The sequence below is a fragment of the Qipengyuania sp. GPGPB31 genome, from assembly GCF_038396345.1.
GTDB lineage: Bacteria > Pseudomonadota > Alphaproteobacteria > Sphingomonadales > Sphingomonadaceae > Qipengyuania > Qipengyuania citrea.
The window spans coordinates 1,167,781-1,188,951 of sequence record NZ_CP149572.1 but is presented as its reverse complement, the minus strand read 5'-3'; the positions used below and the strand labels follow the sequence as shown (position 1 = coordinate 1,188,951).

Below are 21,171 nucleotides of genomic sequence, written 5' to 3'. Positions count from 1 at the left end.
GCGATGTCCCAGTTGCAGCCCAGTTCGCGCCCATCCACCGGGAAAAGCCTCGACGCACGCTACGATACCGTCCGCTCGCTCAGCGAAGCGCTCGCCGCGCCGCTGTCCGATGCCGATGCGACGATCCAGTCGATGGAAGACGCCAGCCCTGCCAAGTGGCACCTGGCGCATACCACATGGTTCTGGGAAACCTTCCTCCTGCGCGACCGGCTGGAAGGGTACACGCTGTTCGACGAACGCTGGCCGTTCGTGTTCAATTCCTATTACGAAGCCGAAGGTGAACGCATCCACCGCTTTTCGCGCGGGATGCTGTCGCGGCCCACGCTGGAGGAAATCCTTGCCTGGCGCGCGCATGTCGATGCCGCGATGGAGCCGCTGTTCGCGCGCGAGGACCTGGCGCCGCTGATCGAGCTGGGCCTCAGCCACGAACAGCAGCACCAGGAACTGCTGCTCACCGATATCAAGCACGGCCTGTTCCAGAACCCGCTGGGCGCCCCGATGTGGGACGCACCCGCAGCCGCTGCCCAAGCGCAGCCGCAGGAGTGGCACGAACATCCCGGCGGGATCGCGCGCATCGGCCACCAGGCGGACGGGTTTTCCTTCGACAACGAAGGCCCCGCGCACCGCGTTCTGCTCGAACCCTTCGCGCTGTCGTCGCGGCTGGTGACCAACGGCGAATGGGATGCCTTCATCGCCGATGGCGGCTACGACACCGCCAGCCTGTGGCTGTCCGACGGCTGGGCGTGGGTGCGCGAACACGCCGTCGGGGCGCCGCTCTACTGGCGCGAAGGCGAGCATTTCACCCATTCCGGCTGGCAGCCGCGCGACCCTGATGCACCGGTCACGCATATCTCCTATTTCGAGGCCGATGCCTTCGCCAGCTGGGCGGGGCAGCGGCTGCCCACCGAATTCGAATGGGAAGCGATCGCGCGCGGGCAGGAAGGGCAGGCGCAGGCGCACGATCCGTGCGGCGGGAACCAACTCGACGACGCCGCCCCGCCGCTGCCCCGCGGCAGCGAAGGCCTGTTCGGCGATTGCTGGCAGTTCACCCGCTCGGCCTATCTGCCCTATCCGCGCTTCAAGCCGGCTGCAGGCGCCGTGGGCGAATACAACGGTAAGTTCATGAGCGGGCAATTCGTGCTCAAGGGCGCCAGCTGCGCCACGGCGCGCGGCCATTCGCGTTCCAGCTACCGCAATTTTTTCTACCCGCATCAGCGCTGGCAGTTCACCGGACTGCGGCTGGCAAAGGACATCTGATGGCTACCGACAAGGGGATCGCGCTCGTCGACCGCGACGAGGACGGCGTCGACCGGGCGTTTCGCGAGGATGTGCTGGCCGGGCTCCACCATGATCCCAAGGCGATCCCCGCGCGCTGGTTCTACGACGCGGAAGGCTCGCGCCTGTTCGAGAAGATCACGCAGGTGGAGGAATATTATCCCACCCGCTCCGAAACCGAAATCCTCGGCGCGCGCGGGGCAGAGTTTGCCGAGCTGATCGGGCCCGGACGCGCGGTGGTCGAATTCGGTTCGGGCAGCTCGGTCAAGACGCCGTTGCTGCTCGAGGCGATCGATCCCGCCGCTTACGTCCCGCTCGACATTTCGGGCGATTTCCTGCGCGAAAGCGCGGCCGCGCTGGGGGCCAAGTTCCCCGGTCTGCCGGTCCACCCGGTCGAGGCCGACTTCATGCGCCGCGTGACCCTGCCCGGCGAAGTGGATACGCTGGGCAAGCTCGGCTTCTTCCCCGGGTCGACGATCGGCAACATGGTCCCGCGCACGGCAGTCGACCTGCTGCGGTCGATGCGCGCGACGTTGGGCGCGGACGAAGGCGCCAGCCCGCTGCTGCTGATCGGCATGGACCTGATCAAGGACCGCGCCGTCCTCGAAGCCGCCTACGACGACGCCGCCGGCGTCACCGCGGCGTTTAACCTGAACCTCGTCACCCGGATCAACCGCGAACTCGGCGGCACCATGCCCGCCGATGCCTTTGCCCACGAAGCGCGCTGGAACGACGATCTGGCGCGCATCGAGATGCATCTCGTTGCCACGCGGGACGTCGCTTTCGAGGTCTCGGGCCAGCGCTTCGCGATGGAGGAGGGGGACACCATCCACACCGAGAACAGCCATAAATTCACCCCGCGTACCGCCAGCCTGCTGTTGCTCGCCGGCGGCTGGACCCCGCTCGAACGCTGGACCGATGAGCAGGACCGCTTCTCGGTGATCCTCGCCCGGGCGACCGACCAGCGCGAGGCGCCCTGACGCGCCGAGTTCATGGACGCGACACCGGCGCGTTCCTATATGTGCCGTATGGAACTCGAACCCGTCTTCAGCGCCGCCGCTGACACGCTGCGCGCAATCCCGCGTTCGGAACTGCTTATCGCCGCCGTCGCGGCCATGGTGCTCGGCTGGATCGGTGCGATCATCGCCAAGCGCTCGGCGCTCGGCCGGGTGCTGCGGCTGGCCAGCTCGGTGGCGCTGGGCGCGATCCTGTTGACGGTGGTGCTGCAGCTGTCGCGGTTCGACCCGCGCTTCGATGTCGCGGTGCCGCAGATCGGCCTGCCCGAACAGGTGGTGGAGGGCGGCGAAACACAGATCCCGCTGTCCGCCGACGGGCATTTCTGGGTCCGCGCCGAGGTCAACGGCGTGCCGGGCAATTTCATGATCGATACCGGCGCCACGCTGACCGCGATTTCCGCGCCGCTTGCCGAGCGCGCCGGCCTCGAGCCGCGCCGCGGCGGCATTCCGATCATGCTGGGCACTGCCAATGGCACGGTGCAAGCGCATGTCGCGACGATCGACAGCCTGACCTTCGGCAATGTCAGCGCCAGCGGGACCGATGCGGCGATCGCGGAAAGCTTCGGCGATTTCAACGTCATCGGGATGAATGTGCTGGCGCGGCTCGGTTCGTGGCGGGTGGAGGACAACACGCTCATCCTCGTGCCCCGGGCCGAGGATACGATTTCGTGAATTCCCCCGTTTGGACCACGCGCGCCGAAACGCTAGGGCAGCGCGCGATGGACGGCTCGACAACGCTTCCGCCCCCGCCGCCGCTGGCGCAGCTGCTTGACCGCGGCCCCGCTGCACTGTTCCTCGATTTCGATGGCACGCTGGTGGAGATCGCGCCGCGCCCGGGCGACATCCACGTGCCCGAGGGGCTGCTGGACCGGCTGCACGCGCTGCGCGACCGCCTGAAAGGCCGGCTGGCGCTAGTCAGCGGGCGCGCGCTCGACGATCTGACCGGGCACCTGGGCGAACCGGCGATCTGCCGGGCCGGGTCGCATGGCGCCTCGCGCTTCCTCGCCGATGGCACGCGTCTCGGTGACGAGCCACGCGGCTTGTCCGAAGCCTCGGTGGACGAATTGCGCGCCTTCGCCGAAGCGCATGGCCTGTTCTACGAAACCAAGACGCACGGCGGCGCGCTGCATTTCCGCGGCGCACCCGAAAAGCGCGAGGCGACCCTGGCCTTCGCAGAGGAATTCGCCGCATCGCGCGAACTGTGCGTCACCAGCGGCAAGGGCGTGGCCGAACTGGTGCGCCCCGGTGCGACCAAGGCGGCGGCTGTGTCGGCCTTCATGGAAGTCGCGCCTTTCGCGGGCGCCGTCCCGGTATTCATCGGCGACGATGTGACCGACGAAGACGGGTTTGCCGGCGCGGGCGAACATGGCGGTTTCGGGATCGCCGTGGGCGAACGTCCGAGCCGGCAGGCACGATACGGACTCGACAGCGTTGCTGCAGTGCACCATTGGTTGGAGATATGATGCAGTCGGACCTTGAGCTCTCCCCGATCGGCAACTGCCAGGTCAGCACGCTGGTCGATAGCGAGGGGGCCTTCGTCTGGGGCTGTGTCCCGCGCGTCGATGGCGATCCGGTCTTCTGTTCGTTGCTCAACGACAATGCGCGCGATCGCGGCATCTGGCGGTTCGAACTGGAAGGGCAGGCGCGCAGCAGCCAGCGGTACGAACGCAACACCGCGATCCTGGTCACCCGGCTCGAGGCCGAGGACGGCAGCGCGGTCGAGATCCACGATTTCGCGCCGCGCTTCGAACGTTCGGGCCGGATGTACCGCCCGGTTGCCTATGCGCGCATCGTGCGCCCCGTGGCTGGCGCGCCGCGGCTGCGGATCGTCCTCGCGCCGATGAACGGCTACGGTGCTTCGCTTGCCGAAACGACCAACGGCACCAATCACATCCGCTACATGATCGGCCCGCAGGCGCTGCGCCTGTCGACCGATGCGCCGGTGGGTTACGTCCTCGAGGGGCGCAGCTATCGGGTCGAGAGCGACCAGCATTTCTTCCTTGGCCCCGACGAGCCCTTCGATGGCAATATCCGCAGCGAAGTGCGGCGGATGGAGGCGATGACCGCGCGCTACTGGCAGCACTGGGTGCGCGGGCTGCATATCCCGCTCGAATGGCAGGAAGAGGTGATCCGCGCCGCGATAGCGCTCAAGCTGTGCCAGCACGAGGAAACCGGCGCCATCGTCGCCGCGCTGACCACCTCGATCCCCGAAGCCGCCAACAGCCAGCGTAACTGGGACTATCGCTACTGCTGGATCCGCGACAGCTATTATACCGTCCAGGCGCTCAACCGGCTGGGCGCGCTCGACGTGCTCGAAAAATATCTCGCCTATCTGCGCAACATCGTCGACCAGGCGCGCGGTGGGCAGATCCAGCCGCTCTATTCGGTGATGGGCGCGGACGAGCTTCACGAATTCGAGGCCGAGCATCTTGCCGGCTATCGCGGCATGGGCCCGGTGCGCGTGGGCAATGCCGCCTACAAGCAGGTGCAGCACGATTGCTACGGCCAGATCGTCATGCCGACCGCGCAGGCGTTTTTCGACACGCGCCTGCTGCGCATGGCGGACGAACGCGATTTCGAACATCTGGAAGAAGTCGGCGAAGCGGCCTGGGCCAAGCACGACCAGCCCGATGCCGGGCTGTGGGAGTTCCGCACCCGGCAGGAAGTGCACACCTATTCGGCGGTGATGTGCTGGGCCGCCTGCGACCGGCTGGCCAATGTCGCCGCGACGCTGGGCAAGGGCGACCGCGTGGTCCACTGGAAACAGCGCGCCGACGCGATTCGCGCCAAGATCGACGAGAATGCGTGGAGCGAGGAGGGCGGGCATTACGGCGCCAGCTTCGAAAGCGACTATCTCGACGCCAGCCTGTTGCAACTGGTCGAATTGCGCTATCTTACGCCCGACGACGAACGCTTCCTCAAGACCTTCGCCGCGGTCGAGCGCGATCTGCGGCGCGGCGATCACATGCTGCGCTACGCTGCAGAGGACGACTTCGGTGCACCCGAAACCGCGTTCAACGTCTGCACCTTCTGGCTGATCGAGGCGCTTGCGCTGGTCGACCGCCGCGAGGAGGCGCGCGAGATGTTCGAGGCCATGCTCAGCCACACCACCGCATCAGGCATGCTAAGCGAGGATCTCGACTACGAGACCGATGAATTGTGGGGCAATTTCCCGCAAACCTATTCACTGGTCGGTATCATCAACTGTGCCGGCCTGCTGAGCAAACCGTGGAGCGAAGTACGCTGACCGATCAACCCCGACTCGTCGTCATCTCCAACCGCGTTGCAGTGCCCAAGGCGCGCGGCGCAGCGGGCGCGCAGGGCGGCCTTGCCGGCGCGCTGCATGCGGCGCTCAGCGATCGCAAGGGGCTGTGGTTCGGCTGGTCGGGGCAGGAAAGCGAAAGCGGGCGCACCGGGCATATCGACACGCAGACCACTGACGGCGTGACCACCGCGACGATCGATCTGTCGCAGCGCGATATCGACGAATACTACAACGGCTATGCCAACTCGACGCTGTGGCCGCTGTTCCATTACCGGCTCGACCTCGCGCAATATGAACGCGAAACGGGCAAGGGCTACGAACGCGTCAACGAACGCTTTGCCGACCAGGTCGCGCCGCTGATCGAGCCCGACGATGCGGTCTGGGTGCACGATTACCACCTCATCCCGCTGGGCGAGCGGCTGCGCTCGCGCGGGCTCAAGAACCGCATCGGTTTCTTCCTGCACATTCCCTGGCCACCGACGCGGCTGTTCGTGTCGCTGCCCTATCACGAGCGGCTCGTGCGCACGCTGCTCTATTACGACGTGGTCGGTTTCCAGACGCAGGAATGGCTCGAGAGCTTCCTGCATTACTGCGAGCACGAACTGGGCGCCGAAGTCGACGGCGCGAAGGGCACCGTCAGCTTCGAGGGGCGCACCACGATCGCGCGCGCCTATCCGATCGGGATCGACTGGGACCACTTCTCGCAGCTGGACAGTGCCGGCGAAGCGCGGCAGGCGCAGCAACGACTGCTCAGCTCGTCGCGCCGACGCACCGCCATGATCGGGGTCGACCGGCTCGACTATTCGAAGGGCATTCCCGAGCGCATCGACGGAATCGGGCGCTTCTTCGACAAGCATCCCGAGCGGGTGCAGGACCTGGTCTTCATCCAGATCGCGCCGCCCAGCCGCGAGGATGTCGACAGCTACCAGGCGATCCGCGCCGAGCTCGAACAGAAATGCGGCCGCATCAACGGCGCGCGCAGCGAGGTCGACATGGTGCCGATCCGCTACGTCAACCGCGGCTACAGCCATGAAGAGCTGTTCGGCTTCTTCCGCGCCGCCAAGATCGGGCTGGTCACTCCCTTGCGCGACGGGATGAACCTGGTCGCCAAGGAATATATCGCGGCGCAGGACCCCGAGGATCCCGGCGTGCTGATCCTCTCGCGCTTCGCCGGCGCGGCGGCGCAGATGCCCGATGCGGTGCTGGTCAATCCGCACAGCCCCGACGATATCGCGCATGCGATCCAGACCGCGCTCGACATGACGCTGGAAGAACGCAAGGCGCGCTACCAGAAGCTGATCGCCACCGTGCGCGACGACAATGTGCAGGAATGGACCGCCAATTTCCTGCGCGATCTGAGCGAGGCCTGAGCGCGGCGCCGATCGCTGCGATTGCGCATGTCCTGCCGCGCTGCCACCGTCGCGCGCATGATTCGCGAACCTTTTCTGAAAACCCGGGGCATCCACAATTTCCGCGATTACGGCGGCTGGCGCACGCGTGACGGCGGCCAGGTGCGCACCGGGCTGCTGTTCCGCTCGGGCCACCATGTCGAGGCGACCGACGACGATCTCGCCGCGATCGCCCCGCTGGGCATCCACACGGTCATCGACCTGCGCGGGACAAGCGAGCGCGCGGCCAATCCCTGCCGCCGGGTCGAGGGGTTCGACGGGCAGGTGTTGTTCTACGAAGGCGAGACCACTTCCAGCCCGCCGCACATGGATATCGGCCCCGACACCAGCGCCGCCGATTTCGCGCGCGAACGCATGCTCGCGGTGTACACGCGCATGCCCGACAACCCGGCGATGATCGACATGTTCGGCCGCTATCTCAACATCCTCGCGCAGCGCGAGGGTGCCAGCCTCGTCCATTGCTATGCCGGCAAGGACCGCACCGGCGTGGCGGCGACCACGCTGCTGCACATCCTCGGCGTGGCCGAGGAAGACCAGCGCCGCGAATTCCTGCGCACCAACGACAGCCCGACCTTCGATGTCCTCGCGCGCCAGTCGCTCCCCGGGATCGAGGCGCGGCTGGGCCGCAAGCTCGACGAGGGCGCGGCGAAGGACCTGCTCGGCGTGCGCGAGGAATATCTCGACCGCTATCTCGAGATCGCAACCGAGCGCCACGGCAGCTTCGACACCTATCTCGAAGCCGCGATAGGTGTGGATGACGCGCTGCGCGAGGCGCTGATCGCCCGCTTCGTGGCGTGACTCTGCGGCTGCGGCTTCCCATATAGCCGCGAACACCCCTTCAGACTGACGGAAATTGACGACATGGCTACCCATCGCACCAAGATGCTCATCATCGGCTCGGGCCCCGCGGGCTATTCGGCCGCCATCTATGCGGCGCGCGCGATGATGGAACCGATCGTGGTGCAGGGGCTGCAGCCCGGCGGCCAGCTGACCATCACCACAGATGTCGAGAACTATCCCGGCTTCGCCGATGTCGTCCAGGGCCCGTGGCTGATGGAGCAGATGCAGAAGCAGGCCGAACATGTCGGCACGCGGATGATGTGGGATACGATCGTCGATGTCGATGTATCGAACGGCTCGCCCTTTACCGCGACTGGCGACAGCGGCGACGAATATGTCGCCGACGTGCTGGTGATTGCCACCGGCGCGCAGGCCAAGTGGCTGGGCGTCCCGGGCGAACAGGAACTGGGCGGCAAGGGCGTCAGCGCCTGCGCCACCTGCGATGGCTTCTTTTACCGCGGCAAGAAGGTCGCGGTTATCGGCGGCGGCAACACCGCGGTCGAGGAAGCGCTCTACCTCACCAACCATTCGGACGATGTCACGCTGATCCACCGCCGCGACGAATTGCGCGCCGAGAAGATCCTGCAGGAACGCCTGCTCAACCATCCCAAGATCAGCGTGATCTGGAACAAGGCAGTCGAAAGCTTCGAAGCCGGGCCGACCGGCGCGCTGGGGCATCTCAAGTTGCGCGACACGGTTACCGGCGAAGACAGCACGCTCGAAGTCGATGGCGCCTTCGTCGCGATCGGCCATGCGCCCGCGACCGAACTGTTCAAGGGCAAGCTGCCGATGGACGAGGGCGGCTACCTGCTAACCGAGGCGGGATCGCCCAAGACCGAAGTGCCCGGCGTGTTCGCCGCGGGCGATGTCACCGACCACGTCTATCGCCAGGCGGTCACTGCCGCGGGGATGGGCTGCATGGCCGCGCTCGATGCCGAGCGTTTCCTTGCCGGTCTGGAAATGGACGCCGGCGGCCACGTGCACGAAGCCGAAGCGGCGGAATAACGGTTGGCGGCCCCGCCGCGGCGGGGCCGCCTGATGCCGTATCTCAGGCGGCGAACACCGCGCTCGCCGCGTTGAACACCAGCGCGATTAGCGCCACGCTAGACAGTGCGTAGAGCACGAATCGCACCATCACGACATTGGCGGTCGCCTGCACCAGCGAGTGGATGATCCGCAGGCCGACGTAGATCCATGCGATCAGCGCGTTCATCCCGTCGCCCAGGCCGATCATCGCCAGCACCAGCGCAACCGCGTAGAACACCGTCGGCGCTTCGTGCAGATGGTTGTAATTGTGCGCTTTCCACTGGACGTTTGCGGGCAGCGTTTCATCCAGCGCCTTGGTCCGCCGCGCGTCGTTGGGTTCGATCCCCGCCTCGGACATCGCCGGGATGCGGGTGGCGTACATCCACAGCCACATGATCATGGTCCACGCCAGCAGCACGACGACGGGCTGGAGGATTTGCGATTGAATCATGGAAGTCTCCGTCAGACCGCAACGAGTGCGGGATCGTGGAACAGCGTCAGCGCAAGCGCGCGATAGGCGAGATAGATCAGCGCCACGGTCGAGGCGATGAACAGCAGGAAGCGGATCTTCACCACATTGACAGTGGCCTGCCAGATCGAATGGACGATCCGAAGCGCGACGTAGATCCAAGCGAAGACCACATCCACCGCGCCAGCGCCCAACAGCGCGATGATGACGGTGGCGGCGTAGAACAGCGTCGGCTGTTCCATCAGATGCGCGTAGTTGTGCGCCTTCCAGTTGATCCGGTCGGGCAATACGCCTTCCAGATCCTGTCCGCGCCCGCCGGGCTTGGCTTCGCCCAGGCCCCCGGCCTTGCCCAGCGCGGGTAGCCGCGTGAAGGCCATCCAGAACAGGACCACGATCGACCATGCGACAAGCACCGCGGCGGGTGCAAGCATCTGGGCTAGCATCAGTTATTCTCCCCTCAGACCCGTTTGCGCGCGAGAGTGGTGGTCCGCATCCGGATTGTCAAATGCAACCTATCGCGCTGCGGCTCAGCCGCGCAGCGTTTCGGCAAAGCTCGCCGCATCGGTATTGCCGCCGGTCACCATGATGACCGTGTCAGCATCGACCGGCACCTTGCCCGCGAGCGCTGCAGCCAGCGCCGCTGCGCCGCCGGGTTCGACCACCAGGTTGAGCTGCGCGAAAGCGAAGCGCTGCGCTGCGCGCACTTCGTCATCGGTTACGGCAACTCCCGGCTCGGCGCGGCTCTGCAGCACCGACAGCACGATTGGCGCGCTCGCATCGGGTTGCAGCGCATCGCAGATGGTGGAGGGCGGGTTGGCACCGACGCGAACCACTTTGCCGGCTTCGAGCGCCTGTCCGACCATGTCCCAGCCATGCGGTTCGACCACGTGCACCGCGCTATCGGGACAGGCCAGCGCCAGTCCTGCGGACAGCCCGCCACCACCGCAGCAGGCGACCAGCCGTGACGGCGCGCGGTCAAGCTGCGCGGCGATCTCGACGCCCGCACTGCCTTGCCCTTCGATCACCCACGCGTCGGCGAAGGCATGCACCAGCGTCGCGCCGGTCTCGGCCACGATGCCCGCCGCCACTTCGTCGCGGTCTTCGCCCGGCCGCTCGTAGAGCACGATGTCCGCGCCCAGCGCGCGCGTCGCGTCGAGCTTCACCTTGGGAGCATTGCGCGGCATCACGATGGTGGCCGCGATCCCCAACCGCCGCGCCGCCCAGGCGACGCCCTGCGCGTGATTGCCGGAAGACACCGCGACCACGCCGCGCGCCTTCTCCGCATCGTCGAGGTTCGACAGCCGCCACCAGCCGCCGCGGATCTTGAATGCGCCGATCGGTTGCAGGCTTTCCGCCTTCACATGGCAGCGCACCCCGCCGATCTCGACCGGCAACAGCGGGGTCGGCGGAAGCAGTTCGGCAATGGATGCGGCCGCGGCGAGAACGCCTTCGCGGGTGGGCTTGCGCATATCGTCTCGGATCATTTGGCCCCCGTAGCGCATTTCGCTAGAGGGCGCGCAAGATTCGAAATTCCACGAAAGAGGTTTACCCATGTCCACAGTCCTGGTGATCGGTGCGGGCGGCGTCAGCTCGGTCTGCGTCCACAAGATGGCGATGAACGCCGATATCTTCGGCGACATCCACCTCGCCAGCCGCACGAAAAGCAAGTGCGACAGCATCGCCGCCAGCGTGAAGGAGCGTACCGGGCAGGATGTGGCGACGTATGAAATCGACGCCGAGGAAGTCCCGGCGATGGTCAATCTGATCCGGAAGGTCGGCCCGAGCCTCGTCGTCAATCTCGCGCTGCCGTATCAGGACCTGCCGATCATGGATGCGTGCCTCGAAGCAGGCGTCGATTACCTCGACACCGCCAATTACGAACCGAAGGACGAGGCCAAGTTCGAATACAAGTGGCAGTGGGCCTATCACGACCGCTTCAAGGATGCCGGGCTGATGGCGCTGCTGGGTTCGGGCTTCGATCCGGGCGTCACCAGCGTCTTCACGATGTGGCTCAAGAAACACAAGCTGAAGTCGATCCGCCAGCTCGATATCCTCGATTGCAATGGCGGCGATCACGGGCAGGCCTTCGCCACCAATTTCAATCCGGAAATCAACATCCGCGAAGTCACCGCGCCTGCGCGCCACTGGGAAAACGGCGAATTCGTCGAGACCCCGGCAATGGGCAAGAAGGTCGAATTCGACTTCGAGGCGGTCGGCCCGAAGAACATGTACATGATGTATCACGAGGAGCTCGAAAGCCTCGCCAAGTTCAACCCCGAGATGGAGCGGGCGCGCTTCTGGATGACCTTCGGCGATGAATACATCAAGCACCTGACCGTGCTGCAGAATGTCGGCATGACACGGATCGACCCGGTCAAGTATCAGGGCAAGGAAATCATCCCGCTGCAGTTCCTCGCCGCCGTGCTGCCCAAGCCCGAAACGCTGGGCGAAACCACCAAGGGCAACACCAATATCGGCGTGATCGCGACCGGCGAGGCGCTCGACGGCTCGGGTGAGAAGACCTTCTACATCAACAATATCTGCAGCCACGAAGCGGCTTACGAGGAAACCGGCAACCAGGCGGTTTCCTATACCACCGGCGTCCCCGCAATGATCGGCAGCGCGATGATGGTAACCGGAAAATGGACCGGCGACGGCGTGTTCAACATGGAAGAAATGGATCCCGATCCCTTCATGGACATGCTGAACGACCACGGCCTGCCCTGGCAGGTCAAGGAACTGGACGGCCCGGTCGGGTTCTAGCGGGCAAGCCCGGCGTGCGGACGCGACCTTGATCGCCGCGAGCGAGGGGGCGACGTCCGCCGCGGCAAGCCAGATGAATACCGCTTTAAAAGGGAATTGACGCCATGGAAACCAAAGCTGGCGATCCGGGCGCTTTTGCCCAGTTCGACCTCGACCGAGTGGACAGTCCCGCCTTCGTGGTCGACGCGGCGAAATTGCGCGCCAATTGCCAGGTGCTGGCCGAAGTGCGCGATGCGGCCGAGATCAAAATGCTCAGCGCGCTCAAGGCCTTCTCGATGTGGGCGACCGCGCCGATTATCGGCGAATATCTCGACGGCGTGTGCACGAGCGGTCTGTGGGAAGCGCGGCTGGCGAGCGAGTTCTACGACGGCGAGATCGCGACCTATTCGGCGGCCTACAAGCCCGAGGAACTCGACGAGGTCTGCCGCCTGTCCGACCATGTGATCTTCAATTCGCCCGGCCAGCTCGAACGCGCGACGCTGATCATGGAGAACGCGCGCGCCGCAGGGCAGGATTTCGATGTCGGGCTGCGGATCAACCCGCTGCACCCCACGGGCGAGGTGCCGCGTTACGATCCCTCCAGCCCGGGCAGCCGGCTGGGCTTCCCGCTCGACCAGCTGACCCCCGAAATCATGGCGCAGGTCGACGGGATCCATTTCCACAATCTGTGCGAGCAGGATTTCGAGCCGCTGCTGGCCACCTGGGACAAGGTGTTCGACGCCATCGAGCCGTGGTTCGGCCAGCTCAAATGGATCAACATGGGCGGCGGGCACCACATCACCCGCGCCGATTACCAGCGCGAGGAGCTGATCGAGTTCCTGCGCGATGCGAAGGATGATACCGGCGCCGAAATCCATCTCGAACCGGGCGAGGCGGTCGCGCTCGATGCGGGCATATTGGTGGGCACGATCCTCGATACCGGTTTCAACGGCCTGCCCGTCGCGGTGGCCGACGTATCGGCCACCTGCCACATGCCTGACGTGATCGAGGCGCCCTATCGCCCCGCCATGCTCGGCGAGAGCAGTGACGAGGCGGTCCCCGCGGTGCGGATCGGCGGCCCGTCCTGCCTCGCGGGCGATGTGATCGGCGATTACCGGATTCCCGGCGGGGCGGACGTCGGCAAGCGCTTCGCCTTCCTCGATCAGGCGCATTATTCGATGGTCAAGACCAACACCTTCAACGGCGTCCAGCTGCCCAGCATCTACCTCTGGGACAGCGACAGCGACCAGCTCGAACTGGTCAAGGAGTTCGGTTACGACACCTTCCGCGACCGGCTGAGCTAGGGTTGCGGCCGGGGTGCGGAACACAGCGCCGTCTCAGCCTTTGATAGGGTAAGACGACGAGGCTGAACGCTGCGATTCCGCTTGCTTTATCGCGCATCTCGCTTATGTGCGCCGCTCCGCTGCCCCAAGGGGATCCGATCCGCAAGGCAGCCTTGTCTGAAACCTAGCCGTTTTGGGGGTCCCTTGAGTTGCACACATTTCCTGACGCCCGGTCCGTAGTTCGCGCTCTCCAGCCGGACGAACCGATCATCCTTAATCGCCCGCACGCCGCCGCGCGCGCCGCCCGATTCTTCGTCGAGAAGTTTCCGGGCAAGTCGCTCTATGCGGTAAAGGCGAATCCCTCGCCCGACCTGCTGCAGGTGTTGTGGGACAATGGCGTGACGCATTACGACGTCGCCTCGATCGCCGAAGTGCGGCTGGTGCGCGCCACGCTGCCCGGCGCGACGCTGTGCTTCATGCACCCGGTCAAGGCGCCCAGCGCGATCCGCGAAGCCTACCGCCAGCACGGCGTGCGCACGTTCAGCCTTGATTCGGTCGAGGAACTGGAGAAGATCGTCGAAGCCTGCCGCGACGATGAAGGCGAGCCGGCGCAGGACCTGCGCCTGTGCGTCCGGCTGCGCGTGTCGAGCGAATATTCCGAACTCAGCCTCGCGTCGAAATTCGGCTGCGACCTGACCGAGGCGCCCGCGCTGCTGCAACAGGCGCGCCAGCATGCCGACTGGCTGGGAGTGTGTTTCCACGTGGGCAGCCAGGCCATGACGCCCTTTGCCTACGTCCAGGCGCTCGAACGCGTGCGTATCGCCATCGGCGAGGCCTCGGTGGTGATCGACATGATCGATGTCGGCGGGGGTTTCCCGTCGGTCTATCCGGGGATGGAGCCGCCGCCGCTGGAGGACTACTTCCAGATCATCCACCAGAACTTCTACAACCTGCCGATCGCGTACAACGCCGAGCTGTGGTGCGAACCCGGCCGTGCGCTGTGCGCCGAATACAGCTCGCTTATCGTCAAGGTCGAGAAGCGCCGCGGCGAGGAGCTGTACATCAACGACGGCGCCTATGGCGCGCTGTTCGATGCCGCGCATGTGGACTGGAAATTCCCCGTCCGCGCGCTCGAGGACGACCTCATCAAGCCGGACATGGATTTCGCCTTCTACGGCCCGACCTGCGACGATGCCGACTACATGCAGGGCCCCTTCGTCCTGCCCGAGGATATCCAGGCGGGCGACTATATCGAGATCGGCATGCTCGGTGCCTATGGCGCGGCGATGAAAACCGACTTCAACGGTTTCGGCGCGGCCGACCGCGTGCTCGTCACCGACGAGCCGATGGCCAGCCTCTACGACGGCAGCCGCCAACGTCCTGCGGCGGACAATGTGGTGAGCCTGCGCTAACCATTTGCTCGACGGATCGACTCAATAAGCCCCGGCAGCCTCGCGCTCGCCGGGGCTTTTTGCTTGCATCACCCGGCGCGGACCTGAATTCTCCCTCGCGAGAGAGAAGGGGAGAGACTGCCGCATGATCGAATTCTTCACCGCGCCTGCGCCCAATGGGTGGAAGGTCGCCATCATGCTCGAGGAATGCGGGCTCGCCTACGAGCCGCGCTGGGTTAATCTGGCGGCGGGCGACCAGCATTCGCAAGAATATCTCGCGATCAATCCCAATGGCCGTATTCCCGCGATCACCGACCACGCGCCCGCCGACGGCGGCGAGCCGGTGACGGTGTTCGAATCGGGTGCGGTGCTGCTGTATCTGGCGGAGAAGGCCGGGCGCTTCCTGCCGACCGATTTGCGCGGGCAATCGCGCGTGCGGCAGTGGCTGTTCTGGCAGGTCGGCCATCTCGGCCCGACGCTGGGCCAGCACGGCCACTTCCACCTCTATGCCGAAGAGAAACTGCCCTATGCGATCGAGCGGTTCCACCGCGAGGCGCTGCGTGTCTACGGCGTGATGGATCGGCAACTGGCACAGGAGGAACACCTCGCCGGGGCGGATTACACTATCGCCGACATGGCCTGTTTCCCGTGGGTGCGGACATGGAAGGCGCAGGGCATCCCGCTGGCCGACTTTCCGCATGTTAAGCGGTGGTACGATGCCCTCAAAACGCGCGAGGGGCTGCGTCGCGGGGTGGCGCTGGGCAGCGATATGGCGCGGCGCGGGGAAATGAGCGCGGCGGAACGCCAGAACCTGTTCGGCACTGCCAAGGCGCGCGTGCAATGACCGTGCGGGTGGAGTTCTTCTTCGACCTGTCGAGCCCGTGGACACGGCTGGCCTTCGCCAACATCCGTCCCGCGCTGGACGGACTGGACTATTCCATCGCCTGGCGGCCCTTCTTGGTCGGCGGGGTGTTCAACGCGGTGAACCCGTCGGTCTATGAAAGCCGCAAGCCTGAAAACGCCGCGCGGCTGGCGCGCAGTTTCGGCTGGCTGAAGCAGTGGGCCGAACTGGCAGGCGTGGGGATGAACTTCCCGTCCGAGCACCATCCGCTGAAATCGGTCAACGCGATGCGCTTCTGCTGCGCGCTCGAGGAAGAGCAGGAGGCGCTCGAGCGCTTTGCCCATGCCGCGTTCGAGGCCTATTTCACCCACGCCCGCAATCTCGACGACCCGGCCGTGCTGGTGGCGGTGGCCAATGAGGCAGGGCTGGGCGGCGCGGCGCTGGCCGAGCGCGCGGCCAGCCAGCCGGTCAAGGATTGCCTGCGCGCCAACACCGACGAGGCGATCGCGCGCGGGGCATTCGGGTCGCCGACGATCATCGTCCACGATCCCACCGGCGAGGAGCAGCTGTATTTCGGCAACGACCAGCTGCCGCTGGTGCGCGCGAAGGTGGCGGCGCTGGCCTAGCCGTATTCGGCGCGGTGGGCGTCGAGCACCGGTTTGACCCGGCCCAGCGCCGCGCCGATCAGCTCGGGCAGCTCTTCCGCGTCGAGCGGCAACAACGCATTGTGCGCGGCCGCGATGCAGCCCGCGTCGGCCCAGTCGATCCCCAGCTCGATCGCCCATTCGCGGAATTCGTCTGCCGCGCCCGCACGCGGTTCGAGCGCCTTGGCCAGCGTCGGGTGGAAGCCGAACCGTCCGGTAAAGGGCAGCAGCGACAGCGGGAAACCCTTGCGCAGGTAGACGAAGGTGTCGTCGACATGGACCGTGCCGCTCGCGCGGTGCAGCGCCAGCACCGAGGAGAAGTGCACGCTCTCGTCGTCGCTCACCAGCGTCACCCCGCGCGGGACCGAGAAGGCGAAATCCTCGGCATACAGCTCGGCCAGCGCATCGTGTTCGCAGCGCAGCGTTTCCCACGGCAGTTCGGGCAGGTGATCGACATGGCGCGCCGTGCCGTAAAGCTTGGCCTGCGGGAAAGCCGAATGCATCCATTCGCAGTGCAGCGTGTGGAAGGGGTGGAGGTTGAGAATCGCCTCGACCTTCGTCCCGCCATCGGTCAGCGCGTCCACTTGGGCGCGGATCGCGTCGGTCAGCGGATAGCTGTCGAGAAAGACGAAATTGCCGCTCGCCAGCCGGACGAGCGCGCATTGCGTGCCGATATCCACGATCCCGCCAAGCCGCAGGCTGCCGCGCAGGCTCCAGAAGCCTTCGCCGAGGTCGACGAGCCGGTCGCTCATGGAAAGCCTACGAAGCGCGCGGCCTCGTCCACGCTCTTGCGTTCGCTGACCACCGCATTGGCGGGGAAGCTCTCGTCGGGCCAGCCCAGCGCGACCGCCTTCATGATCACCTGGTCGTCCGGGATGCCCGCATGTTCGCGCACCACCGGGCTTTGCATGATTCCCTGGCTGTTGATCACGCAGCCGAGCCCGCGGCTCCATGCGGCATTGACCAGCGCGGTGGTGACCGCGCCGCAATCGAAAGGCGTGTCGTCGCTGCCCGACAGCTCGCGGTCGTAAGTCACGATGACGCAGACCGGCGCGTCGAACTGGCGGAAGCCGCGCAGCACCCAGTCCTGCCGCTTTTCCTTGTCGTCGCGTTCGATCCCCATCGCGCCGAACAATTGCTTGGCGACGCCGACCTGGCGTTCGCGGTGGACGCCCGCGAAGGGTTCGCCGCGGCGGAACTCGCGGCTGTCGGGCTCGCCCGCGAGGATGCGTTCGGTATTGCCCTTGCGGATCCGGTCGAGCGGTTCGCCGGTGATGACGTGGAAATGCCACGGCTGCGTGTTCATCGAGGTGGGCGAGCGCATGGCGAGCGTCAGCACTTCCTCGATCACCGCGCGCGGCACCGGCTTGTCGAGATAGCCGCGGATCGAGCGGCGTCCCATCACCACTTCGTCATAGGTCATATCCGGATTGCCGCTCATTCAGTCTCGCTCCCGTAAGTTTCACTGCCATGCCTAGCGCGCCATACCGACGCGGACAAATCCCCTACGGGATTGCGGGCAGGCAGGTTCCGATGTCCGGCGCGGAAAACAGGCGGCAATCGAAGAATATTGCTTCGCCGCCATTGGCATTCGCCGCGGCGAAACTGAACCGCAGGCTGCGCCGTGCTGCATCGCTCAGCGGCAGGCTGGCCGGGACCTGCGCGGGATCGCTCCAACCCTGCACGCGGCAGTAGCCGCCGCCCGCGCACAGGCTGCGCGCCCGCTCGAGCAGCGCGGCCGGCGAATCGCCCGGCGATACGAGGACGAAATGCACGCCTGCGCCCGGGCCGGGCTGGCCGGAGGATGCGGCTGCGCGCGGCGGCTCGCCGGCGGCGCGCGCCACGCTGTCGCGGGTGATGCTGCGCACCGCCTCGCCGCTGCCCAGCAGTCCGGGCAGCGCATTGGCGGCAGCGGTGGCAAGCGCGGTGTCGCGCAGCCGCAGCGGATCGGGTTCGCCGCCCGCATAGCGTGCCGAGAGCGCCTGCCGGCTGCCCCAGAAGCCGCGCCAGCGGAAGAAGATATGCGGCCCGACCTTGGCCACCTTGTCGAGCCGGTCGCTCCACCACGGGTAGACATAGTCGGCATGGAAATGCGTGGCATTGCCGACGGGGGCATGCGTCGCGCCGCCCAGCATGTCCTCCGCCCGTGCGCGCGCCGCATTCCATGCCGCGTCGGAATAGCGCCGCGCGAGCGAGCCGTCGCAGGTGAAGCTGAACTGGCAGCCGGTGGGCCGCTGCGAGCCTTCGAACACCACCCCGCAGACGGTGCCCGCAAAGGCCGGATGGCGCACGCGGTTGAGGATCACCTGCATCACCGCGCGCTGGTCGCCATCGGCGCCGCCCGCCTCCGCCATCCCGGCGAGCGCGAGGCAGTCGCGCGCGCGCAGGCGGTCGGCCGCATTCCCGGCAAAGCCGAAGGGTAGGGGCGCGCCCGGGCCGATGGCTGCGAACGCCACCGCGGCATTGCGCGCCTGCGCATCGCCGGCGGCCAGTTCGGTCCCGACCACAGTGTCTTCGGGCGAGGCGGGGAGGTCGGGAAGCGGTCCGTCCGCAGCGGCAGGTGCCGGGTCGGCCGGGGCCACGCCGGACGCAGACCAGCCGCTGACCACTGCGAGCAGGACGAGCGGGAGCAGCACCAGCGCCGCGAAGGCGGCCAGAGCGGCGCTATCGCGCGGCGGTTCGGCAGAGGGGGCGGCGCTGTCCATTACGGCTATCTAGGCGCAATTCGCGCCCGCACCAGCCGCAAGGCGCGCCGGTCAGGCCGCCTTGGCCAGTTCCATGTCCATCCGGTCCCAGATCTCGACCAGCGCGCCGACCAGATCGTCCATCATTTCGGCGGTGTGCGCAGGGCCGGGGGTGAAGCGCAGACGCTCGGTGCCGCGCGGGACGGTGGGGAAATTGATCGGCTGCACATAGACGCCGTATTCGGCGAGCAGGATGTCGCTGATCTTCTTGGCATGCACCGGGTCGCCGACCATCAGCGGGACGATATGCGTGACGCTGTCCATCACCGGCAAGCCCGCGTCGCGCATCTTGGTCTTGAGCAGTTCGGCGGCGGCCTGCTGGCCTTCGCGCTCGACGCTGCTTTCCTTAAGATGCCGCACCGAGGCAAGCACGCCCGCTACCAGCGCGGGGCTGAGCGAGGTGGTGAAGATGAAGCCCGGGGCATAGGAGCGGATGCAGTCGATGATCTTCTTGTCGGCCGCGACATAGCCGCCCATCACGCCGAAGGCCTTGCCCAGCGTGCCTTCGATGATGTCGATCCGGTGTGCGGCCTCGTCGCGCTCGGAAATCCCGCCGCCGCGCTTGCCGTACATGCCCACCGCGTGGACTTCGTCGATATAGGTCAGCGCGTTGTATTTTTCCGCAAGGTCGCAGATTTCGTGGATCGGGGCGACGTCGCCATCCATCGAATAGACGCTTTCGAAGGCGATCAGCTTGGGCGTGTCGGCATCCTCGGAGGCGAGCAGTTCTTCGAGGTGCTCGAGATCGTTGTGGCGGAAGACGCGCTTCTCGCAGCCCGAATTGCGGATCCCCGCGATCATGCTGGCATGGTTGAGTTCGTCGGAGAAGATCACGCAGCCGGGCAGCAGCTTGGCCACGGTCGACAGCGTCGCATCGTTCGAGACATAGCCGCTGGTGAACAGCAGCGCGGCGTCCTTGCCGTGCAGGTCCGAAAGCTCGGCCTCGAGCTGGACGTGGTAATGCGTGTTGCCGCCGATGTTGCGCGTGCCGCCCGAACCCGCGCCGACATCGTGCAGCGCCTCTTCCATGGCGGAGATCACCTTGGGGTGCTGGCCCATCGCGAGGTAGTCGTTCGAACACCAGACGGTGACCGGCTTGGGCCCGTTGTGACCCGCGAAACAGCGCGCGTTGGGGAAGGCGCCCTTGTTGCGCAGGATATCGATAAAGACGCGATAGCGGCCTTCCTCGTGCAGCCGGGAAATCGCTTCGTCGAAGATCTGGTCGTAGTTCACTGGCGTAGTCGCCCGTATCTGCGCCGCCTTCCGCGGCCATCCTGTGCGGGTCGCCCTAATCGAATACGTTGCAAATCGCCACCGCGATCTTTGCGAGTGGTTCGCAGATCAGAACGCGCGCAGATCGTCGATCCCGTAGCGCGCGAAGGCCGGCGCAAGTCGTTGGAAATCGGCCAGCTCTCCCGTTCCTACCGCGAAATCGGGGGCACTGCGCGCGAAATCCTGCCCCTCGGTCAGCGATACGATGCGCCGCGCGATCCCCTCGGCGCCGTGGATGAACGCCACGCCTTCGCCGAACGCCTGCCGCAATTCGTCCTCGAGCAGCGGGAAATGGGTGCAGGCGAGGATCACCGTGTCGAGTCGCTCACCGTGGTTCTGCAGCACCAGCCCCGCTGCAGCGCGCGCGACATCGTCGACATCGACGCTCTCGCCACGCAGCTTGGCCTCGCCCAGCGCGACGAGGTTGTTCGCGCCGCAGCGCAGCAGCGTGCAGTCGCCGACGAATTCGCGTTCGAGCTCGTCGACATAGGCCTGCCGCATCGTCGCCTCGGTGCCCAGCAGGCCGATTACGCCGGTCCGGGTCATCTTCGCCGCGGGCTTGATCGCGGGCACCGTGCCTACGATCGGCGTTTCGAGCACGTCGCGCACCATGCCCAGCGCGATCGTGCTGGCGGTGTTGCAGGCGATGCAGATCAGCCGCGGCTGGTAGCGTTCGGCCATCCGCCCGAGCAGCCCGGCAACCCGGGCGGCGATTTCGGCCTCGCTCTTCGCGCCATAGGGCAGGCCGGCCATGTCCGCGGCGTAGATCACCGGTGCCTGCGGCAGCAGCTCGCGCAGCTCGCCCAGCACGGTCAGCCCGCCGACACCCGAATCGAACAGCAGGATGGGTGAGTCTTGGGCCGGTTGATCCAATTCCGTGTGTCCTGCGCTTGTCGAGTGGCCGTGTTTCCATTTAGGGCGGTAGAAGAAAGTGCGGGGTTTCGACAAGCTCGG

Annotated in this window: 21 protein-coding genes; 13 read left to right on the top strand and 8 right to left on the bottom strand. The window is 66.2% G+C overall.

Annotation, left to right across the window (positions count from 1 at the left end; all coding sequences use genetic code 11):
• Positions 1 to 3: 3 nt before the first annotated feature.
• From egtB to trxB, 8 genes are all read left to right on the top strand, one after another.
• Positions 4 to 1,257: an ergothioneine biosynthesis protein EgtB gene (gene egtB, locus WKH79_RS06080; RefSeq protein ID WP_341859918.1), complete on the top strand. Its 1,254-nt coding sequence runs from the start codon at positions 4 to 6 to the stop codon at positions 1,255 to 1,257.
• Positions 1,257 to 2,255 carry an L-histidine N(alpha)-methyltransferase gene (gene egtD / locus WKH79_RS06075; protein WP_341859917.1) on the top strand — a complete coding sequence of 333 codons (999 nt, stop codon included), beginning with the start codon at positions 1,257 to 1,259 and terminating at the stop codon, positions 2,253 to 2,255. The genes egtB and egtD overlap by 1 nt, the downstream gene beginning before the upstream one ends.
• 12 nt (positions 2,256 to 2,267) lie before the next feature.
• Positions 2,268 to 2,963 carry a TIGR02281 family clan AA aspartic protease gene (locus WKH79_RS06070; RefSeq protein WP_233996488.1) on the top strand — a complete coding sequence of 232 codons (696 nt, stop codon included), beginning with the start codon at positions 2,268 to 2,270 and terminating at the stop codon, positions 2,961 to 2,963.
• Positions 2,960 to 3,754, top strand: coding sequence for a trehalose-phosphatase (gene otsB, locus WKH79_RS06065; RefSeq protein ID WP_341859916.1), 795 nt, complete (start codon positions 2,960 to 2,962; stop codon positions 3,752 to 3,754). The genes WKH79_RS06070 and otsB overlap by 4 nt, the downstream gene beginning before the upstream one ends.
• Positions 3,751 to 5,538, top strand: coding sequence for a glycoside hydrolase family 15 protein (locus WKH79_RS06060; RefSeq protein ID WP_341859915.1), 1,788 nt, complete (start codon positions 3,751 to 3,753; stop codon positions 5,536 to 5,538). The genes otsB and WKH79_RS06060 overlap by 4 nt, the downstream gene beginning before the upstream one ends.
• On the top strand, positions 5,520 to 6,926 hold the full coding sequence (locus tag WKH79_RS06055) for a trehalose-6-phosphate synthase (RefSeq protein ID WP_341859914.1): 1,407 nt from the start codon (positions 5,520 to 5,522) through the stop codon (positions 6,924 to 6,926). Before WKH79_RS06060 ends, WKH79_RS06055 begins: the two co-directional genes overlap by 19 nt.
• Before the next feature lie 57 nt (positions 6,927 to 6,983).
• Positions 6,984 to 7,763 (top strand): tyrosine-protein phosphatase, encoded by a 780-nt coding sequence (locus WKH79_RS06050; RefSeq protein ID WP_341859913.1) that lies wholly within the window; start codon positions 6,984 to 6,986, stop codon positions 7,761 to 7,763.
• 63 nt (positions 7,764 to 7,826) lie between these two features.
• Positions 7,827 to 8,810 (top strand): thioredoxin-disulfide reductase, encoded by a 984-nt coding sequence (gene trxB, locus WKH79_RS06045; protein WP_341859912.1) that lies wholly within the window; start codon positions 7,827 to 7,829, stop codon positions 8,808 to 8,810.
• Positions 8,811 to 8,853: 43 nt separating this feature from the next.
• On the opposite strand, the gene WKH79_RS06040 is transcribed toward trxB, so the two are convergent.
• The 3 genes from WKH79_RS06040 to WKH79_RS06030 form a co-directional block, all read right to left on the bottom strand.
• Positions 8,854 to 9,282: an MAPEG family protein gene (locus WKH79_RS06040; RefSeq protein ID WP_063505083.1), complete on the bottom strand. Its 429-nt coding sequence runs from the start codon at positions 9,280 to 9,282 to the stop codon at positions 8,854 to 8,856.
• An 11-nt stretch (positions 9,283 to 9,293) separates the two neighbouring features.
• On the bottom strand, positions 9,294 to 9,743 hold the full coding sequence (locus WKH79_RS06035; protein ID WP_341859911.1) for an MAPEG family protein: 450 nt from the start codon (positions 9,741 to 9,743) through the stop codon (positions 9,294 to 9,296).
• A gap of 84 nt (positions 9,744 to 9,827) precedes the next feature.
• On the bottom strand, positions 9,828 to 10,784 hold the full coding sequence (locus WKH79_RS06030) for a pyridoxal-phosphate dependent enzyme (protein WP_341859910.1): 957 nt from the start codon (positions 10,782 to 10,784) through the stop codon (positions 9,828 to 9,830).
• 67 nt (positions 10,785 to 10,851) lie between these two features.
• On the opposite strand from WKH79_RS06030, the gene WKH79_RS06025 reads away from it, so the two are divergent.
• The 5 genes from WKH79_RS06025 (at position 10,852) to WKH79_RS06005 (ending at position 16,183) form a co-directional block, all read left to right on the top strand.
• On the top strand, positions 10,852 to 12,063 hold the full coding sequence (locus tag WKH79_RS06025) for a saccharopine dehydrogenase family protein (protein ID WP_063505084.1): 1,212 nt from the start codon (positions 10,852 to 10,854) through the stop codon (positions 12,061 to 12,063).
• Positions 12,064 to 12,167: 104 nt separating this feature from the next.
• Complete coding sequence (locus WKH79_RS06020; protein ID WP_341859909.1) at positions 12,168 to 13,346, top strand: carboxynorspermidine decarboxylase; 1,179 nt, start codon at positions 12,168 to 12,170, stop codon at positions 13,344 to 13,346.
• Positions 13,347 to 13,534: 188 nt separating this feature from the next.
• A complete protein-coding gene (locus WKH79_RS06015; RefSeq protein WP_341859908.1) occupies positions 13,535 to 14,737 on the top strand; it encodes a type III PLP-dependent enzyme in 1,203 nt (400 codons plus the stop codon).
• Between the two features lie 124 nt (positions 14,738 to 14,861).
• Positions 14,862 to 15,560 (top strand): glutathione S-transferase N-terminal domain-containing protein, encoded by a 699-nt coding sequence (locus tag WKH79_RS06010; RefSeq protein WP_341859907.1) that lies wholly within the window; start codon positions 14,862 to 14,864, stop codon positions 15,558 to 15,560.
• Positions 15,557 to 16,183: a 2-hydroxychromene-2-carboxylate isomerase gene (locus WKH79_RS06005; RefSeq protein WP_050600333.1), complete on the top strand. Its 627-nt coding sequence runs from the start codon at positions 15,557 to 15,559 to the stop codon at positions 16,181 to 16,183. Before WKH79_RS06010 ends, WKH79_RS06005 begins: the two co-directional genes overlap by 4 nt.
• Here WKH79_RS06005 and WKH79_RS06000 read toward each other — a convergent pair.
• From WKH79_RS06000 to murI, 5 genes are all read right to left on the bottom strand, one after another.
• Positions 16,180 to 16,953 (bottom strand): hypothetical protein, encoded by a 774-nt coding sequence (locus WKH79_RS06000; protein WP_230833772.1) that lies wholly within the window; start codon positions 16,951 to 16,953, stop codon positions 16,180 to 16,182. The genes WKH79_RS06005 and WKH79_RS06000 overlap by 4 nt on opposite strands.
• Positions 16,950 to 17,642, bottom strand: a complete 693-nt coding sequence (locus WKH79_RS05995; RefSeq protein WP_202392394.1) for a nitroreductase — start codon at positions 17,640 to 17,642, stop codon at positions 16,950 to 16,952. The genes WKH79_RS06000 and WKH79_RS05995 overlap by 4 nt, the downstream gene beginning before the upstream one ends.
• A gap of 64 nt (positions 17,643 to 17,706) precedes the next feature.
• Positions 17,707 to 18,906 (bottom strand): cell wall hydrolase, encoded by a 1,200-nt coding sequence (locus WKH79_RS05990; RefSeq protein WP_341859905.1) that lies wholly within the window; start codon positions 18,904 to 18,906, stop codon positions 17,707 to 17,709.
• Between the two features lie 51 nt (positions 18,907 to 18,957).
• Positions 18,958 to 20,178: a 5-aminolevulinate synthase gene (gene hemA, locus WKH79_RS05985; RefSeq protein WP_050599270.1), complete on the bottom strand. Its 1,221-nt coding sequence runs from the start codon at positions 20,176 to 20,178 to the stop codon at positions 18,958 to 18,960.
• A gap of 108 nt (positions 20,179 to 20,286) precedes the next feature.
• The gene (murI, locus tag WKH79_RS05980; protein WP_341859904.1) at positions 20,287 to 21,090 is read right to left on the bottom strand and encodes a glutamate racemase; all 804 of its coding nucleotides are present in this window, start codon (positions 21,088 to 21,090) and stop codon (positions 20,287 to 20,289) included.
• Positions 21,091 to 21,171 lie beyond the last annotated feature (81 nt).

Excerpts from the sequence above, each read along its gene's own strand:
- WKH79_RS06035 (WP_341859911.1), bottom strand. The coding sequence starts at position 9,743 with ATGCTAGCCCAGATGCTTGCACCCGCCGCGGTGCTTGTCGCATGGTCG.
- WKH79_RS06000 (WP_230833772.1), bottom strand. The coding sequence starts at position 16,953 with ATGAGCGACCGGCTCGTCGACCTCGGCGAAGGCTTCTGGAGCCTGCGC.
- WKH79_RS06040 (WP_063505083.1), bottom strand. The coding sequence starts at position 9,282 with ATGATTCAATCGCAAATCCTCCAGCCCGTCGTCGTGCTGCTGGCGTGG.
- trxB (WP_341859912.1), top strand. The coding sequence starts at position 7,827 with ATGGCTACCCATCGCACCAAGATGCTCATCATCGGCTCGGGCCCCGCG.
- WKH79_RS06070 (WP_233996488.1), top strand. The coding sequence starts at position 2,268 with ATGGACGCGACACCGGCGCGTTCCTATATGTGCCGTATGGAACTCGAA.
- WKH79_RS06050 (WP_341859913.1), top strand. The coding sequence starts at position 6,984 with ATGATTCGCGAACCTTTTCTGAAAACCCGGGGCATCCACAATTTCCGC.
- egtB (WP_341859918.1), top strand. The coding sequence starts at position 4 with ATGTCCCAGTTGCAGCCCAGTTCGCGCCCATCCACCGGGAAAAGCCTC.
- egtD (WP_341859917.1), top strand. The coding sequence starts at position 1,257 with ATGGCTACCGACAAGGGGATCGCGCTCGTCGACCGCGACGAGGACGGC.
- WKH79_RS05990 (WP_341859905.1), bottom strand. The coding sequence starts at position 18,906 with ATGGACAGCGCCGCCCCCTCTGCCGAACCGCCGCGCGATAGCGCCGCT.
- WKH79_RS05995 (WP_202392394.1), bottom strand. The coding sequence starts at position 17,642 with ATGAGCGGCAATCCGGATATGACCTATGACGAAGTGGTGATGGGACGC.
- WKH79_RS06025 (WP_063505084.1), top strand. The coding sequence starts at position 10,852 with ATGTCCACAGTCCTGGTGATCGGTGCGGGCGGCGTCAGCTCGGTCTGC.
- WKH79_RS06020 (WP_341859909.1), top strand. The coding sequence starts at position 12,168 with ATGGAAACCAAAGCTGGCGATCCGGGCGCTTTTGCCCAGTTCGACCTC.
- WKH79_RS06060 (WP_341859915.1), top strand. The coding sequence starts at position 3,751 with ATGATGCAGTCGGACCTTGAGCTCTCCCCGATCGGCAACTGCCAGGTC.
- WKH79_RS06010 (WP_341859907.1), top strand. The coding sequence starts at position 14,862 with ATGATCGAATTCTTCACCGCGCCTGCGCCCAATGGGTGGAAGGTCGCC.
- WKH79_RS06030 (WP_341859910.1), bottom strand. The coding sequence starts at position 10,784 with ATGATCCGAGACGATATGCGCAAGCCCACCCGCGAAGGCGTTCTCGCC.
- WKH79_RS06005 (WP_050600333.1), top strand. The coding sequence starts at position 15,557 with ATGACCGTGCGGGTGGAGTTCTTCTTCGACCTGTCGAGCCCGTGGACA.